Origin of the sequence: Vibrio sp. 1S139, assembly GCF_041439475.1 — a bacterium.
Classification (GTDB): Bacteria; Pseudomonadota; Gammaproteobacteria; order Enterobacterales; family Vibrionaceae; genus Vibrio; species Vibrio crassostreae_C.
On sequence record NZ_JBGOOD010000085.1, the window covers coordinates 1 to 13,630 of the forward strand.

The 13,630-nt window shown below is 42.9% G+C and carries 15 protein-coding genes; 3 read left to right on the forward strand and 12 right to left on the reverse strand.

Annotation, left to right across the window (positions count from 1 at the left end):
* Positions 1-255: 255 nt before the first annotated feature.
* From ACED46_RS19800 to dusA, 7 genes are all read right to left on the reverse strand, one after another.
* On the reverse strand, positions 256-1,032 hold the full coding sequence (locus ACED46_RS19800) for a phosphoadenylyl-sulfate reductase (protein WP_371722241.1): 777 nt from the start codon (positions 1,030-1,032) through the stop codon (positions 256-258).
* A complete protein-coding gene (cysI, locus tag ACED46_RS19805) occupies positions 1,025-2,752 on the reverse strand; it encodes an assimilatory sulfite reductase (NADPH) hemoprotein subunit (RefSeq protein ID WP_017065747.1) in 1,728 nt (575 codons plus the stop codon). Before cysI ends, ACED46_RS19800 begins: the two co-directional genes overlap by 8 nt.
* The gene (locus ACED46_RS19810; RefSeq protein WP_371722242.1) at positions 2,752-4,617 is read right to left on the reverse strand and encodes an assimilatory sulfite reductase (NADPH) flavoprotein subunit; all 1,866 of its coding nucleotides are present in this window, start codon (positions 4,615-4,617) and stop codon (positions 2,752-2,754) included. Before ACED46_RS19810 ends, cysI begins: the two co-directional genes overlap by 1 nt.
* A 123-nt stretch (positions 4,618-4,740) precedes the next feature.
* On the reverse strand, positions 4,741-4,971 hold the full coding sequence (locus ACED46_RS19815; RefSeq protein WP_004735813.1) for a hypothetical protein: 231 nt from the start codon (positions 4,969-4,971) through the stop codon (positions 4,741-4,743).
* Between the two features lie 192 nt (positions 4,972-5,163).
* Positions 5,164-5,829 (reverse strand): TIGR04219 family outer membrane beta-barrel protein, encoded by a 666-nt coding sequence (locus ACED46_RS19820; protein ID WP_017063187.1) that lies wholly within the window; start codon positions 5,827-5,829, stop codon positions 5,164-5,166.
* Positions 5,830-5,964: 135 nt separating this feature from the next.
* Positions 5,965-6,186: an envelope stress response protein PspG gene (gene pspG / locus ACED46_RS19825; protein ID WP_017059950.1), complete on the reverse strand. Its 222-nt coding sequence runs from the start codon at positions 6,184-6,186 to the stop codon at positions 5,965-5,967.
* 206 nt (positions 6,187-6,392) lie between these two features.
* Positions 6,393-7,394 carry a tRNA dihydrouridine(20/20a) synthase DusA gene (dusA, locus tag ACED46_RS19830; RefSeq protein ID WP_016787865.1) on the reverse strand — a complete coding sequence of 334 codons (1,002 nt, stop codon included), beginning with the start codon at positions 7,392-7,394 and terminating at the stop codon, positions 6,393-6,395.
* Between the two features lie 110 nt (positions 7,395-7,504).
* Here dusA and ACED46_RS19835 point away from each other — a divergent pair, with 110 nt between their 5' ends.
* From ACED46_RS19835 to ACED46_RS19845, 3 genes are read left to right on the forward strand one after another with little or no spacing between them, the layout of a single operon-like run.
* Positions 7,505-8,569 (forward strand): site-specific integrase, encoded by a 1,065-nt coding sequence (locus tag ACED46_RS19835; RefSeq protein ID WP_371722243.1) that lies wholly within the window; start codon positions 7,505-7,507, stop codon positions 8,567-8,569.
* A 36-nt stretch (positions 8,570-8,605) separates the two neighbouring features.
* Positions 8,606-9,583, forward strand: coding sequence for an endonuclease/exonuclease/phosphatase (locus ACED46_RS19840; protein ID WP_371722244.1), 978 nt, complete (start codon positions 8,606-8,608; stop codon positions 9,581-9,583).
* The gene (locus tag ACED46_RS19845; protein WP_371722245.1) at positions 9,576-10,058 is read left to right on the forward strand and encodes a hypothetical protein; all 483 of its coding nucleotides are present in this window, start codon (positions 9,576-9,578) and stop codon (positions 10,056-10,058) included. Before ACED46_RS19840 ends, ACED46_RS19845 begins: the two co-directional genes overlap by 8 nt.
* Positions 10,059-10,081: 23 nt before the next feature.
* Here the strand turns inward: ACED46_RS19845 and ACED46_RS19850 are convergent, their stop codons facing one another.
* From ACED46_RS19850 to ACED46_RS19870, 5 genes are all read right to left on the reverse strand, one after another.
* Positions 10,082-10,240 carry a hypothetical protein gene (locus ACED46_RS19850; RefSeq protein WP_017081579.1) on the reverse strand — a complete coding sequence of 53 codons (159 nt, stop codon included), beginning with the start codon at positions 10,238-10,240 and terminating at the stop codon, positions 10,082-10,084.
* Positions 10,240-10,371, reverse strand: coding sequence for a hypothetical protein (locus ACED46_RS19855; protein WP_371722246.1), 132 nt, complete (start codon positions 10,369-10,371; stop codon positions 10,240-10,242). Before ACED46_RS19855 ends, ACED46_RS19850 begins: the two co-directional genes overlap by 1 nt.
* Before the next feature lie 85 nt (positions 10,372-10,456).
* The gene (locus ACED46_RS19860) at positions 10,457-12,574 is read right to left on the reverse strand and encodes a hypothetical protein (RefSeq protein WP_371722247.1); all 2,118 of its coding nucleotides are present in this window, start codon (positions 12,572-12,574) and stop codon (positions 10,457-10,459) included.
* Entirely contained in the window at positions 12,481-12,819 is a 339-nt protein-coding gene (locus ACED46_RS19865; protein ID WP_371722248.1) for a hypothetical protein, read from the reverse strand. The genes ACED46_RS19860 and ACED46_RS19865 overlap by 94 nt, the downstream gene beginning before the upstream one ends.
* A 43-nt stretch (positions 12,820-12,862) precedes the next feature.
* Entirely contained in the window at positions 12,863-13,513 is a 651-nt protein-coding gene (locus tag ACED46_RS19870) for a hypothetical protein (RefSeq protein WP_371722249.1), read from the reverse strand.
* Positions 13,514-13,630 lie beyond the last annotated feature (117 nt).

Sequence of the window (13,630 nt, forward strand, 5' to 3'; positions counted from 1 at the left end):
TCTCGCTGAAGCCTTGTGGCGTCTGCCGTGTCAGTGAGGCGGCATTATAGAGATGTTCATCACATTGGCAAGTGTTTATTAAAGAAAGATGCAAAAATAACGATTACATGGCGAATAAACACTCAAAGCCTTATTTGTGCAAGTTTAACTACAGAGTACTTACAAAATAACCACAGACTTATCCACAATTGCTCTGATTTTCATCCTAGAAAACAAAAAAGCTGCCTCATGGCAGCTTTTTAAATGGCAACGAGTCTAAATCCCAGAACCATATTGCTCTCCATCATCTTCATGGAGACCACATTCGCGTTTCAACCCATTAAAACGAGTTTCCTCTTCAGTCATACCCGGTTCCCACTTCTTAGTTGTATGTGTATCTCCAACAGAAAGGTAACCCTGCTCTCGAAGCGGGTGATAACCGAGACCATGCTCTTCTAGGTAATAGTGAACATCTTTATTCGTCCAATCGATTACCGGCAAAAATTTAAACACACCATTTTGGATAGATAAGATTGGCAAATTTGCACGCGATTGAGATTGCTCTCTTCTTAAACCGGAAAACCATGTCCCAGCCTCGAACTCATCCAACGCTCTTCTCATCGGTTCAACTTTATTAAGCTTGTTGTACTTCTCTATCCCTTCTATACCTTGATCCCAAAGTTTTCCATATTGCGCTTCTTGCCAATTAGGGCTCTGTTGGGCGCGAAAGACTTGAAGGTTTAGAGTCAACTTCTGACTTAACTCATCAATAAAGCGATAGGTCTCCGGAAATAGATACCCTGTGTCAGTCAAAATAACCGGAATATCTGGTTTTGCTTGGGTCACTAGGTGCAACATCAATGCTGCTTGGATTCCGAAACTAGAAGACACAACATGTGTCCCTTCTAAATTATCTAAAGCCCACTTAACTCTTTCTAATGCGGTTAGCTGCTCTAACTCTGCGTTGATTTGTCCAAGACGAAGTATTTGCTCCGTCTTAGTCAATGCGAGTAGCTCTGCTAACTTCAGTTTTGAAGCGACAGAATTATGCATGCAGATCCCTCTTTGAAATTATCACCTCTTCGATGATGCCAGCTCGGATTGTAAAATCACCGAACCCTTCATTGTCGTTACGTTCCGTAGCCCAACGTCCCACCAGCGAATCAATCTCTTCTAAGATCTGAGCTGAAGTGATGTTCTCTTTATACATCTTAGGGATACGAGTTCCGGCTTTGTTGCCACCTAAGTGCATGTTGTAACGCCCCGGAGCCTTGCCGACTAAACCAAGCTCAGCCAACATTGCACGACCACAACCGTTTGGACAACCTGTGATTCGAAGGATGATGTTATCTTCTTCTGGTAATCCATGTTTTTTCAGAATGTCTTCAACATCCGTTACAAACTCAGGAAGAAAGCGCTCAGCTTCTGCCATTGCTAAAGGACATGTTGGGAAAGCCACACACGCCATTGAGTTTTTACGTTGCTCTGAAACAGCATCATCCATCAAGCCATATTGACGCGCCAGTTTTTCAATCTTGGCCTTTTGACTCGTCGACACACCCGCAACAATTAGGTTTTGGTTTGCAGTCATGCGGAAGTCACCTTTGTGGATCTTCGCTATTTCAGCAACACCTGTTTTCAGAGCTTTACCCGGAAAATCAAGTAAACGACCATTCTCGATGAATAACGCCAAGTGGTGCTTACCATCAATGCCTTCCGCCCAACCAATGCGATCACCACGGCCAGTAAACTCATAAGGACGGCTTTCAGAAAATTCTACGCCTGCACGCTTTTCTACTTCTGCTTTGAATACATCAATACCAACACGGTCTAGTGTGTATTTGGTTTTTGCATTCTTACGGTTTGAACGGTTACCCCAGTCACGCTGAGTCGTTACCACCGCCGCTGCTACATCTAACGTTTTATCTAATGGCACAAAACCAAAGTCGTCAGCTTTACGTGCATAAGTAGAGGTATCACCATGTGTCATAGCAAGACCGCCACCGACTAACACATTAAAGCCCACCAGCTTTCCGTCTTCAGCAATAGCAACAAAGTTAAGATCGTTAGCATGGACGTCCACATCATTTTGCGGAGGAATGACAACCGTCGTCTTGAACTTACGCGGTAGGTAGTTGCTACCAAGGATAGGTTCTTCATCCGTTGTTTCTAGTTTTTCACCATCTAACCAGATTTCTGCATAAGCACGAGTCTTCGGTAATAGATGTTCACTGATCTTTTTCGCCCACTCGTAAGCTTCTTGATGAAGTTCAGATTCAACCGGGTTTGTCGTACATAGAACATTTCGGTTTACATCACCCGCTGTCGCAATTGAATCAATGCCAATGCTATTTAGCGTTTGGTGCATCAACTTAATGTTCGGCTTCAAGACACCGTGGAACTGAAACGTTTGACGAGTTGTTAGACGAATTGAACCGTAAGAGGTACTTTCGTCTGCGAACTTATCAATCGCCAACCACTGCTTAGGGGTAATGATGCCACCAGGCATACGAGCACGAAGCATGACGTTATGTAACGGTTCGAGCTTTTGTTTGGTACGTTCGTTACGAATATCACGGTCGTCTTGTTGATACATACCGTGGAAACGAATCAACTGAAAGTTATCAGCAGTAAAGCCACCTGTTATGCGGTCTTGGAGATCTTGTTCAATCGTACCGCGTAGGTTATTACTTTCACGCTTAAGACGCTCATTGTCAGCCAAAGGTCCAAGTACTTGACCTAGCACTTCTTGCTCTATTACTTGCTTGCTCATTAGTACACATCCCTTTGGTAACGTTTCGCTTTACGTAAATCATTAATATATTGTTCAGCTTGCTCGCGGCTCTGGTTGCCATGCTTTTCCGCTATCGAAACTAACGCTTCATGAACATCTTTAGCCATTCGAGTCGCATCGCCACAGACATAGAGGTACGCGCCCTCTTGCAGCCATTGCCACACCTGCTCTGCTTGTTCGATTAAACGGTCCTGAACATAAACCTTTTCTTTTTGGTCACGGCTAAAGGCAACATCGAGCTTAGTTAGCGCGCCAGACTTGAGGTACTTTTGCCATTCAACTTGGTATAAGAAATCTTGAGTAAAGGTACGGTCACCAAAGAACAACCAGCTTTTTCCTTCAGCATCATTGTTTTCACGCTCTTGAACAAAACTGCGGAACGGTGCGATACCGGTACCCGGGCCGACCATGATGATTGGTGTATTGTCGTCTTGTGGTAATTTGAAGTTATTGTTGTTCTCAACAAACACCTTCACTTCACCACCCTCTTCAAGGCGTTGAGCTAAGAAGCTAGAAGCTCCGCCTAAACGAGACTCTTCGCCTTTTTGGTATTCAACCAAACCAACCGTCAAGTGAACTTCTTCATCTACTTCTGCTTGGCTTGATGCAATAGAATAGAGACGCGGTGTCAGCTTACGTAACAGGCCAATTAACTCATCAGCCGATAGCTTAGTTTTCTTCTCAGCTAAAACATCGACAACTTGAGTATTACCCGCGTATTCACGAAGCTTGTCTTTATCTTCCACCAGCTTGATTAACTTCTTGCTGCCCGATAACTCAGCAAACTTAGTCACAAGTTGAGGGTTTGAAGTGGTAATCTCAAATTTACTCACTAGCGCACTATGGATAGATAGATTCTCACCATCGACATCGACACTTTCGATACCCGATAACCCAACCTTAGAAAGAATCTGATTTGCGAGTTCTGAACTGTTTTCATACCATACGCCTAGCGCATCGCCGGGTTGGTAGGTAATGCCCGACTCATCAAGATCAATCTCGATATGACGAACATCTTTGCCCGAATCACGACCGGTGATCTTTTGGCTCGTCAATAGTGTCGCGGTGTATGGGTTTTGTTTGGTGTATTGCGAATGACCGGCGGCCGCTTGACCGACTGGTAATTGAACCACATCGGCTTCAGTGCCTGTCGATAGCGTCTCTTTTACTTGCTCTAATGCTTTAGCGCGCCATTCCGTTGCTGACTCTTCGTAATCAACATCACAATCAAGGCGATCGACAAACGATTTCGCACCAAGCTTAGCGAGGAAGTTATCGAAGTCTTTAGCCGTTTGGCAGAAGAACTCATAGCTTGAGTCACCTAAACCAATCACACCGTATTGTAGGTTTGATAATTTTGGCGCTTTCTTCGATTGAAGGAATTCATGCAACTCAATCGCGTTATCAGGGGCTTCGCCCTCACCATTGGTTGAAGCGACGAAAATGACGTGTGTCTCTTTGGCTAAGTTCTTACCTTTATAATCACTCGCATCGAAAAGCTCGACCGCGATTCCTAAGGCCTTGGCTTCTGCCTCTAGCGATTCAGCGACGCCTTTCGCATTACCGGTTTGAGAAGCGAAGATAATGCTGAGCTTACCCGCTGGCTTAGCCGCTACTGCAGCGGCCGCTTGAGCGATTGGCGCAGCAGCACCGACAGGCTGAGCTTGGCTCACTCCCCAAAGGTAACCACTGACCCATGCCAGTTGTTGTGAAGACAGTTCAGAAACAGTTTGCTGAAGATGACCCAATTTTTGGTCATTAAGTGGTGCTGCTAGCCCAGGTAACTCATTAGCCCCAGACTGTGCATTATTGTTTTGTGAAGACTCTTTCTTATTTAAAGACATGGTCACGACATCCCTAATCATTGCGTGACGATAGATTAACCACTCCTTTTAATAACAAGAAAGAATAGAAAAGTATGTTTTATAACTTTTTGGAAGTAAAAACCGATTGAAACGTAAATTGTCTTACTGGTTTTCAATGCGTACTTGCTGAAAGCCAACCGCCATTGCCGACTTAGATGCCAAGTCTAAATCCGCGTAATGACATTCTTCACCATGAACATCAGTAAGCAGAACAAAGCCACCCCCCATATGACGAAACTCCACAACCCAAGACCCTTCTTGAATTGAGGGCTCTATGATGGCTTCAACTAACAGGTTTTCTCTATATAAATTTCGTAATTCATTGAGTGTCATATTCCATCCCTTGCTTTGACCTCACTACATAGACCTTATAAGAATAGACGCAAATTGGCTCTCTGTATTAAGGATGGTCGAAAGTGATGAATGTGCTAACTAATTCCAGAAAGATATAATCAATAGATATAAAAAAACGCCACTTAATAAAGTGGCGTTCTTAAAATTCGTTCTAAATTTGCTTTATATGGCCTAGAAGCGCACTTCAGCACCAGCAAACCAACCATCGACCATGACAAAGCTCTTGCCTAGTTCTGAGCTAAAGAACTCATCCGAATCTAAATCGATAACACGGTAACCACCACGCAGGGCAATTTCAGATTCTGATACAGGGATTCGGTACTGAACACCCGCCATCAAGTCAGTGCTCTTAATACCACTGCTATCACCAAACTCCATGGTACCAATGATATCGAAGTTGGTGTCAGGAACGTTGATCTCTGCGTTACCGTAGAAGCTCCAAGTAAATTCATCAAAGGTTGCTTGAGTACTCGTTTTAGGCTCAATGTAGTTAGAGTTTGAGTACTGAGTGAACGTCACACCTGCATCAAAGTTCATCAACTTGTGATCTAACAATGTGTAATAGAAGGTGTAGTCGTACTTATCGAAGGCCAATGAATCCGCATCGACAGAAGTATAGCGAAAACTAGCGTTTGGTAGCATCGGGGCATTATGTTCAAATGCGAAATACAACGAAGGTGAGTTAGAATCGTCATCTTGTCTAACTTCGTTTAGCTTTGTACTTCCCCACCACATATCGGCACCGACTTTAGCCGTGTAAGAAAACTCTTCTTCAGCAGACACTGCTGAACTTAAAGATAGCATTCCCACTAAAGCAATTAATGGCATTTTATTCATTTGAGATAGCTCCAATTCCATATCGTAGTGCTAATTGTATGCACATTCATAGATTATTGGGGAAAATTCTACCACACATCTTAAATTCTAAAACGATAAACCGCTGACGAGTAAAGATTTGACGGCACGATGACCTTAGTAACGTCTCTGGTTAGAACTGTGTACAAAATTTTTGAAAAACCACACACCGATTGCAATCACGATCAACCAAGGCAGTAACTTAAACACGACGCCCATCATACCTAAGACCAACATGACTAATAACGCCACTCCGGTTGCAGCCAATACCGTCATAAACGTAATACCAGTGACAAGTAGAGTCGCAACGAAAATAAGAACAAATATTAATTCAAACATAATGGTCTCCCTAATGAGTTAATGACCTATCTTTCCTACTTTCTAACATTGCAGCTTCCATACCAAGTATGCCAACCCTATAAAATCCTTATTTATCAGATAAATAAAAAGCCACACATCTTCATGCGTGGCTTTTCGGAAACTTATAGTGGTAAATTTAACCTCTAGTGGCGAATTTAACCTTAAGTTTTTAACTTAGAGGGAGCTTAAACATTTAGCTCTTTAGGGATCTTAGCCAATGCTGTTTGCATCACTTCAATACCTGCACCTTTCTTATGTGCGTTTTCACTGATGTAGCGACGCCATTGTCTTGCACCAGGCATGCTTTGAAACAAACCAAGCATGTGACGAGATATGTGACCTAAGCTTGCGCCATTTGAAAGTTCACGCTCGATGTACGGGTACATCTCTTCGACAACCTGTGAGCGCTTCTTAATTGGTGTGTCTAAACCAAAGATCTGTTGATCAACTTCAGCCAAAATAAATGGGCTATGGTAAGCCTCACGACCAATCATCACACCATCAAGGTGTTGCAAGTGCTCTTTAGTTTGCTCAAGAGTAGTAACGCCACCATTCACGGCAATCACCAGATCAGAGAAATCTTTCTTGATTTGGTATGCACGATCGTAATCTAGCGGTGGGATCTCACGGTTCTCTTTCGGGCTAAGGCCACTCAACCACGCTTTACGCGCGTGAATAGTAAATTGCTCACAGCCACCTTTTTCAGAAACCGTCGAAACAAATTTAGTTAAGAACTCATAAGAGTCTTGATCATCGATACCGATACGCGTTTTCACGGTAATTGGAATATCAGTGACTTCTTTCATCGCTGAAACACAATCTGCCACCAACTCGGGCTCAGCCATCAAGCATGCACCAAATCGACCATTCTGAACTCGGTCTGAAGGACAACCTACGTTAAGATTCACTTCATCGTAACCACGCTCACCAGCAAGCTTGGCACAAGCCGCAAGATCAACCGGGTTTGAACCACCGAGTTGAAGTGCAAGAGGATGTTCTTGCTCGTTATATTCTAGGAAGTCGCCCTTACCATGTAAGATCGCGCCCGTTGTTACCATTTCCGTGTACAGAAGAGTCTGCTGAGAAAGCAAACGGTGAAAGTAACGACAGTGGCGGTCAGTCCAATCGAGCATGGGTGCAACGGATAAGCGGTTAGCCGCGTATTTACTAGTATTGTCAGGTTTCATAAGGTGTTACTCGAAATCTATATACTGTATATATATACAGCAATTTGCTAGAGTTGCCCCAAACTCACCCTTTCAGTACGCATATAGTACGTATCGATGGAGTAGGACGAATGGCATCATTTAGCATTAAAAAAAGAACACTAAAAAGCGGTGAATCACGCTTCACAGTGGACATTGTAGTCAAAAAGAATTCGGCGATTATACACAGGGAATCGAAAACATTCAGGAAAAAAGAACTCGCTAGAACCTATGCAAACAAGCGGGTTCTTGAGCTAGAAAACCCTGATGAATCCGGACAGAAATCCGTACCGCTGTACGTACTTCTGGACAAATTTATGGAAGAGCCTGATTTATGGGATAAAACAGGACGAACGAAGCAATACGTAATTAAGCTTCTTCGTGACTGTGACATATCCAAGGTTGAAAGCGACAAGCTAAGAACTAGCGACTTAATCCAACACTGTAAAAACAGAAAAGGTGGAGGAGCTGGCGGTGCAACGGTCTATCACGATGTTGCTTATCTCCGTTCTGTCATGAAAAAAGCAAAGCCAGTGTTCAATATCGCGGCCAACTTTCAGATATTTGATGAAGCCGTTCCCGTACTTATTGATATGGGATTAATCGGAAAGAGCCAAAAGCGGACACGCAGACCAACTTCCGAAGAATTGAAACGCTTAAAACTTGGATTGGAACAACGTGAGTCTTTCCGGCCAAATGGCAAAACTCGAATACCATTTACGGACATTCTTGAGTTTAGCATTCTCACTTGCATGCGAATTGGCGAAGTCTGCAAGCTGCGTTGGGAAGACCTGAACCAAGAACATAAAACGATACTCGTTAGAGATAGAAAAGACCCAAGGAAGAAAGAGGGTAATCACATGATTGTGCCACTGCTTGGCGAGTCATTTGAGATCGCACTAAAGCAACCAAACAAAAGTGAGCTTATTTTCCCGTACAACTCACGAAGTGTTAGTGCAGGCTTTCAGCGAGTAAGAAATGAGTTAGGTATTGAAGATTTGAGGTACCACGACTTGAGAAGGGAAGGGGCGAGTCGGTTGTTTGAAAAGGGCTACTCAATTGAAGAAGTAGCCCAAGTAACTGGTCACCGAAACTTGAACATCTTGTGGCAGGTGTATACACAATTATTTCCACATAAGTTGCATAGAAAGAACTAGTTTCAACTAAGCATTTGACGTATTAGTAAGATTGCCATGTATAATCAAAAGCCATCTGACTTTCACATCATGTACTTTCATATTATGCAAAATAGCGACCTAATTCGCCTCTACAATTTAAGATTTGCTTGGTGGAACATTGGTATATCACCTGCGGCCGCAAGTAAATCTGACATGGTGGATTTTGATAATTTAACAACCGAACTTTTAGCGCTATTTACTGTTCATCGTGCATCACTATTAGCTATATGCGAAGTAAGCTGCTCTGATGTTAAAGAGATAGCACAAAGATTGTCATCCCCATACAAGATCTTAGACCTTACTTTTAAAACTGGTCGTACACGCTTTGATACTGCGATCATTTACGACTCAAAAAAGATAAATGTCAGTCATTTAAAAGATTTGACTAGCAAAATACAAGGGCGAACCATAAAAGCAGCTCAAAAGATAAAAGTAATCGAGTTGAAAGATGGTGATGAATTTGTACTATACCTCTGCCATTGGCCAAGCAGGCTAAGAGGAGATGGAGAAGCCAAACGACTAAGAGCTGCCGACATTCTCTATTTGGATTCTTCGGAAGAAATGAGCAATGGTAAACTAGCGATAATAATGGGTGACTTCAATGACAATCCATATGACGTAAGTATACAGAACAACCTTTGTGCACTTCGATGTCATGATGCAACCAGAAAATATCCAATGGAGATTTTTTACAATCCATTTTGGCGAAAGCTCGTTTCTAAATCGAACTACAACCACCTATCAGGAAAACAAAATAAGTTCCACTCTGGTTCTCACTACTATGTAAGTGCTTCGCAATCAAATTGGCATATGTTTGATCAAATTATGGTATCTGGTGGTTTCTTAGGTAGCACGAAATGGCATCTGCAAGAAAGTGAAACTGGTGTTATTGACAACGGCCAATACTTAACGAATATTTTAGATAACGGCTCCATACACGATCATTTACCCGTTATCTGTGAAATTACTAAACCAGAGGTAAATAATGTTTAATTTCAATGACAAGTTACTTGAAGGCGCACAAGCCCGAAAGCAGGCAATTGAATATAAAAAACAAGTTTCTGATGTATATATTGAACTAGCTGCAAACATAAGTGACTTTCTAGGCTTTGATGTCCATTTTTATGAGGGTGATGAATACGAGTCTGATGGAGGTGGACCTGGTGCTAAGTATGCTTCAATGGCCGCTGGAATAACTGCTGCCACATTGTCTATGAGTAACTTAGGGCTAAGCAACCGAAAGAAAACGGGGTATAAACTAGTATCACTATCTACCGAAAACCGAGAGCTTAAAACTGGCACTTTGTTTAAAACGATAGAACCAGATAGTGGGTATCCTATAACCATCACCCATAAGAAATCAGAGCGTTTCTGCTACAACCAAAGCGAATTAGTTGAAGCGTTAAGCGATCTGGTATCGACTGTATTTTTTCATGACGAATTACAGAAACTAAAGAAAAAGGACTAGTCCTTAGATCTTTTTTGCCCTCCCTAGAGAGGGCTTTTGTTTTCCAATCGAGTCAATCTCTCATCCATCTTTTCCATCATCAAGCGCAGCCACTTAACATCAGTTTTGAGTGTAATGCCTACACCTACCCCGCTAGACAAAGCACTAACAACAGCAACAATTATTGTTTGATACTCTGCCATTACTTGAACTCATTGCGTAGGGTTTCCCATAGGCCAAATACTATTGGAGCACTTGCGCCAATAATGCCACCAAATTGAACACCGTCTGCCGATACACTCGCGGTGATAAGTTCAGGGTGACCAGATACCAAAGCCGCTCCCGCGCCAAGTAACGCTAAACCCTTTTTAGTGGAAGGAGCAGATCATTTTCTTCTGTTCACTTTCTATGACGCGGACTTAAATAACCAACTTTTCAAGTTCGATTCGGTGAGAGGCTTTTCCTTTACTGTGCTTTACCCATAAACGCTTTGGTTGGTATCCATTGGCACGGACCTCAACATCATAATTACCCTCTGGCAATCGCATACCGGCTTGGTACCTAGGCTTAATATTCATTATTCGAACCTTAAAACCCGGTTGGTTCTGTGCATTTGAATTGATGTACATAGGAAACTCCGTTTGGGCTTCATTATTGTTTTTAGCTGAACTCACCGGTTCGCTCTCAGCACGCTGAGTTAAATAACGAGCAAAAACACCATCCAACTCCGCTACCGAATGCTCCAAAGAGGCAGAAAACCCATCAGTAATACGCATACTTTTGTCTATTTGAGCGCCAAGTGGATGAATCAACGGTTGAGTATGTATCACCCAACGAACGGCATAAGAAGCCGACGGAGATAGTGTGTCACTGACTTGCTCTAAGAAAAAGCCAATCGTTGAGTCCGTTTGAGTGTACTTGGATGAAAATACATTCACAGGCACAACAAGAATAACGAATATGACGATAAACGAGCTGCCTATATTCAGAGCCTTGCTCTTCAAGTTCGGTGCTGGCCGTGGTTTATGGTAATTCATCAACACGATAAATTTTCCTGGCAGCTTAAACACCGTTAGGACAACGAGAAATAGCGATAGTCCCATTGATATTGGCGGCACAATGATAGAACGCAATGCCGCTTTGCCTTGTTCAGCATAAGGGCCATCATCAGCAAACTGAGCGCGTGACGCCTCAATATAACCTAGCCAATAATCTCTCTCACGCCTCACATTTGGAACAATAACCTGTTGGTAAAATTGCTTATTATTCCACGTCGCCATCATGGGCTCGACGTAATAACGTTCGCCCATACGATTCTTTATTTGTTGCTGAACTTCGGCTACTTTTTGAAAATCATTCCAAGATAAGTTCGGTTCAATGTCGTAACCCCGCTGCTTTGCCTCGGCATGCCAACGAGCTTTGGTGTCCTTCATAACTTTGTTTCTGACTGCATTTTTAAACACGCTAATTTGGTTTATTTGCCAATTGGAGTCTAAATGGATCCCCTTTCGATGAACTTGAGTACGAACCTTACTTGCTGTTGTAGAGTGGGAGCGAAACTCCGACATAGAGTCGATTCCCATAGGATAACCGGTCTCTTTTAAGAACTGTTTTTGCCACACTGCCAGTATTCGTGGTGTGTAATGAGCGACACTATTGGTATACGTTTTATCTTGAATGGCTTCTCCAGCTTGCCCTGTCGCCTGCTCAATACCGGCTTGGATAACTGATAAGCCTAGAGAACCGAATGCTTCCCCCCAAGATGTTTCACCTTTCGTTCGTCGAAAGGTTTTCTCTAACCAATAATCCATCGGTTGGTGGGGAATCGAGTTATCTTTTAATAAGCGTTCATAGCGATCTTCAATGCGGCTGATACAATTGGCTCTTGAGCTTCCTTTGCGTTTATAACAGCGTTCTTTATCATCAAATAGGTCAAAAATAGGTTGTGCAACTCTTTGTGCTCTCGCCTCTGCTCTCGTTAAATAGGCCTTACTCGCCTGTTGATAATCACGATACCCCGTCGCGACGGTCGACTCGACCTCTTCCCACGCTTGATTGGCCTTTTGATGGCGAGACTCTACCGTCTGATTATACGCCCCAACATGTTTTTGATATTGATGCCACGATTGCTGAACTTCACTCCGTAATACTTTATAGTTCGCATAGTGCTCATCGAAATTGGCGTTTGCTCGATTTTGAATATAACGATCCAAAATTTGAACTTTCTTATCATCAATATGACTTAAGAATGCATCATTGCTGTAAACCAACCCACCGATCAAAGCGAGAAAAGTCATTTCTGACGACTCGGTACTCGCCTCTGAGTTATAAGGGATCCCTTCGATATTAATCGCATTCATCGCTAAACTAGATCGCAGTACAGAGGAAAAGAAAGCCTCCTGTCTCTGCTTTGCACTACTCGGTTCAATCAACCATTTATCTATTACCGCCTTTTGACCAAAAAAACCGTTGGCCAAACCAAAGCTGTAATCACGACCAACGATGAAATAGCGCGAAACTTCGTCGTGGTCAGCCATCCTTTAAGTAGAAAATCCGCAACAATTAAAGTCACCCCGATCCCTGAGATGGTTCGGCCAAATAGCTCCGTTTTATGTAATTGAGCATCACTAACATCGATTCCACCCGCAATTTCAACCAACTTGGCGTTGAAAGCGACTTCAGGAAAAAGATAAAGAAGTGAACAAAAAAACAACAAAACAGCCAACCATTTCGGCTTCTTATTATTTGTGGTTATTACGTCCTGGCTAGGAACTGGTTTCATCTTAACGCTTCCATAATTTGTCTATCCCTGTTCTCATCAAACATCATTTTTCTGTCGGCATCGAAATGCTGATCGCATCGTTACTTAAATTTAAATCTTCATCTTGAATATCAAACAGCACTGCTGGCTTCGCGCTCTGCGTTGTTTGCGTTCTTTTTTTCACACCTTTCACGCTAGCAGGCTTGGAATATGACACACTCCTAATGAGACCTCGGTTAGTGATGTAATGGCCATCTTTGAGGTAATCTATTTGTTCATAGAGTCGGTGAAAATCAGCGTCATTGGGTAGGCCAGCAACGGTTTCGCCTGCTAACGTTGTGGGTTGGTAGCCATTTGATTGAACGACAAGCTGTGGAGCAAGCTGCTGACAAATAGAGAACTTACTGGTATCCATGATCGCCTCATCTGGCAGAGGTCGACCTGCCTTAGCTAACGAGACCAATTGATCTTGGTGGTAATCCGTTCCGTTAATCGTATAAGTCACCACCTTCATGCCTTGCGCTTTCGCACGGCTATAAATTGTGGCGTATTGTTGGTAACTTCTTATATCAACATGTAAGCCACTATTGGGACCAAGTATTCGTTTTACCGTTTTAGCGGAATGTTTGGGCTTATGCTTACGATAACGCCCCTCCATAGCAAAGGCGCGATCGATATTCTTTTTATTTTTCTGATAATAATCATCAGAACCCATGCCTCGTTTTGCATCCCGCTTAAACTGAGCAACCGACGCCGAATGAGGCTCCCATACATACCCCAGGGCGCGAGCACACTTTGTTCAATTTATAACCCAAAGAAGACTCGTGCCCGA

Excerpts from the sequence above, each read along its gene's own strand:
- ACED46_RS19800 (WP_371722241.1), bottom strand. The coding sequence starts at position 1,032 with ATGCATAATTCTGTCGCTTCAAAACTGAAGTTAGCAGAGCTACTCGCA.
- cysI (WP_017065747.1), bottom strand. The coding sequence starts at position 2,752 with ATGAGCAAGCAAGTAATAGAGCAAGAAGTGCTAGGTCAAGTACTTGGA.
- ACED46_RS19810 (WP_371722242.1), bottom strand. The coding sequence starts at position 4,617 with ATGTCTTTAAATAAGAAAGAGTCTTCACAAAACAATAATGCACAGTCT.
- ACED46_RS19815 (WP_004735813.1), bottom strand. The coding sequence starts at position 4,971 with ATGACACTCAATGAATTACGAAATTTATATAGAGAAAACCTGTTAGTT.
- ACED46_RS19820 (WP_017063187.1), bottom strand. The coding sequence starts at position 5,829 with ATGAATAAAATGCCATTAATTGCTTTAGTGGGAATGCTATCTTTAAGT.
- pspG (WP_017059950.1), bottom strand. The coding sequence starts at position 6,186 with ATGTTTGAATTAATATTTGTTCTTATTTTCGTTGCGACTCTACTTGTC.
- dusA (WP_016787865.1), bottom strand. The coding sequence starts at position 7,394 with ATGAAACCTGACAATACTAGTAAATACGCGGCTAACCGCTTATCCGTT.
- ACED46_RS19835 (WP_371722243.1), top strand. The coding sequence starts at position 7,505 with ATGGCATCATTTAGCATTAAAAAAAGAACACTAAAAAGCGGTGAATCA.
- ACED46_RS19840 (WP_371722244.1), top strand. The coding sequence starts at position 8,606 with ATGTATAATCAAAAGCCATCTGACTTTCACATCATGTACTTTCATATT.
- ACED46_RS19845 (WP_371722245.1), top strand. The coding sequence starts at position 9,576 with ATGTTTAATTTCAATGACAAGTTACTTGAAGGCGCACAAGCCCGAAAG.
- ACED46_RS19850 (WP_017081579.1), bottom strand. The coding sequence starts at position 10,240 with ATGGCAGAGTATCAAACAATAATTGTTGCTGTTGTTAGTGCTTTGTCT.
- ACED46_RS19860 (WP_371722247.1), bottom strand. The coding sequence starts at position 12,574 with ATGGCTGACCACGACGAAGTTTCGCGCTATTTCATCGTTGGTCGTGAT.
- ACED46_RS19865 (WP_371722248.1), bottom strand. The coding sequence starts at position 12,819 with ATGAAACCAGTTCCTAGCCAGGACGTAATAACCACAAATAATAAGAAG.
- ACED46_RS19870 (WP_371722249.1), bottom strand. The coding sequence starts at position 13,513 with ATGGGTTCTGATGATTATTATCAGAAAAATAAAAAGAATATCGATCGC.